We start from the raw sequence: 1,847 nt of genomic DNA on the forward strand, positions 1-1,847 counted from the left end.
CTCATGGCTAAACCGAAAAAAGCGGCTGTCCGGACAAAACGTCGTGACCGCAAAAATATTGATACTGGAGTTGCACATATCCGCTCCACATTTAACAACACGATCGTAACGATCACGGATCCTCATGGCAATGCGATCTCTTGGGCAAGCTCCGGTAACCTGGGCTTCAAGGGATCCCGCAAAAGTACTCCTTATGCTGCACAAATGGCTGCCGAATCGGCTGCTAAAGCTGCGATGGAACATGGAATGAAGACTGTGGAAGTTATGGTTAAAGGACCAGGTGCAGGCCGTGAGGCTGCAATTCGTTCTCTGCAAGCTGCAGGACTCGAAGTTAACCTGATCAAAGACGTAACTCCAATTCCTCATAACGGTTGCCGTCCGCCAAAACGTCGTCGTGTGTAACAGGATTACATGGCAAGTATAGTATAAATATCCCAAACATGTGAATAATGAGTTTGAACGATAGGCATACTATAACTTTTTGCGTTTTCAGTTATCCAGAGGGAAACGACGTTTTCAAGGAGGGTTAAGTTCATGATCGAAATCGAAAAGCCAAAAATTGAAACCGTGCAGCTGAATGATGACGGCACCTATGGAAAGTTTATCATTGAGCCGTTAGAGCGAGGCTACGGTACAACGTTGGGCAACTCCTTGCGCCGCATCCTGCTTTCCTCATTGCCGGGTGCAGCGGTCAATTCCGTTCAAATCGACGGAGTGCTTCACGAGTTCTCGACGATCCCTGGCGTGATGGAGGATGTGACGGAAGTCATCATCAACCTGAAGGGGCTCTCATTAAAGATTCATTCCGACGAGGAAAAGGTGCTTGAAATCGATGCCGAAGGCGGAGGCAATATCGTCGCCGGAGATATTCGCGCTGATAGTGATGTCGAGATTCTGAATCCCGACTTGCACATTGCTACGTTGGCCGCTGATGCTAGACTGCATATGCGCATTCATGCAAACCGCGGTAGAGGTTATGTACAAGCCGATAAGAATAAGAGGGACGATCAACCGATCGGCGTTATTCYGGTGGATTCCATCTATACTCCCATCACACGCGTGAACTACAGCGTAGAGAATACCCGTGTCGGTCAAGTCACGAACTATGACAAACTAACCCTCGAAGTGTGGACCAATGGAAGTATCCGACCAGAAGAAGCGGTTAGCTTAGGCGCCAAAATTCTTACCGAACATCTGATGTTGTTCGTAGGATTGACGGATGAAGCGAAAGACGCAGAAATCATGGTGGAGAAAGAGGAAGATAAGAAAGAGAAAGTGCTCGAGATGACTATCGAAGAGCTGGATCTTTCGGTTCGATCCTACAACTGCTTGAAGCGTGCGGGCATTAATACGGTTCAAGAGCTGATCACGAAGACGGAAGAGGATATGATGAAGGTTCGTAACTTGGGCCGCAAGTCCTTGGAAGAAGTTCAAGAGAAGCTTGAAGAATTAGGATTGGGTCTGCGCACCGAAGATTAATTACAGAAGGAGGATTTTGAAATGGCTGCATATCGCAAGTTAAATCGTGATTCCAGTTCACGTAAAGCACTATACCGTGACCTGGTAACAGATCTTTTCTTATATGAACGCATCCAGACTACTGAGACAAAAGCTAAAGAAGTTCGCGGCATTGCCGAGAGACTGATTACGCTAGCTAAGCGCGGAGATCTACATGCCCGTCGTCAAGCTGCAGCTTTTGTTCGCCGGGAGTCTATTACTGCTGACCAGGACGCTATTCAGAAGCTATTCTCGGATTTGGCAACTCGCTACTCCGAGCGTCCGGGCGGATATACGCGCATCCTGAAACTAGGACCTCGCCGCGGAGATTCAGCTCCAATGGTGTACTT

General features: G+C 48.0%; 3 protein-coding genes. All 3 read left to right on the forward strand.

Features of this window, described 5'->3' with window-relative positions; genetic code table 11:
- Positions 1-3: 3 nt before the first annotated feature.
- Positions 4-402: a 30S ribosomal protein S11 gene (rpsK, locus tag AC1DWB_RS34450; protein WP_477545578.1), complete on the forward strand. Its 399-nt coding sequence runs from the start codon at positions 4-6 to the stop codon at positions 400-402.
- Between the two features lie 132 nt (positions 403-534).
- Positions 535-1,479 (forward strand): DNA-directed RNA polymerase subunit alpha, encoded by a 945-nt coding sequence (locus tag AC1DWB_RS34455; RefSeq protein ID WP_477545576.1) that lies wholly within the window; start codon positions 535-537, stop codon positions 1,477-1,479.
- A 21-nt stretch (positions 1,480-1,500) separates the two neighbouring features.
- A partial coding sequence (gene rplQ, locus AC1DWB_RS34460) for a 50S ribosomal protein L17 (protein ID WP_477545577.1) occupies positions 1,501-1,847 on the forward strand: 347 nt, incomplete at its 3' end.

This window comes from Paenibacillus sp. P4_E11 (assembly GCF_056401635.1).

Coding starts and splice junctions, on each gene's coding strand:
- rpsK (WP_477545578.1), top strand. CDS start 4: ATGGCTAAACCGAAAAAAGCGGCTGTCCGGACAAAACGTCGTGACCGC.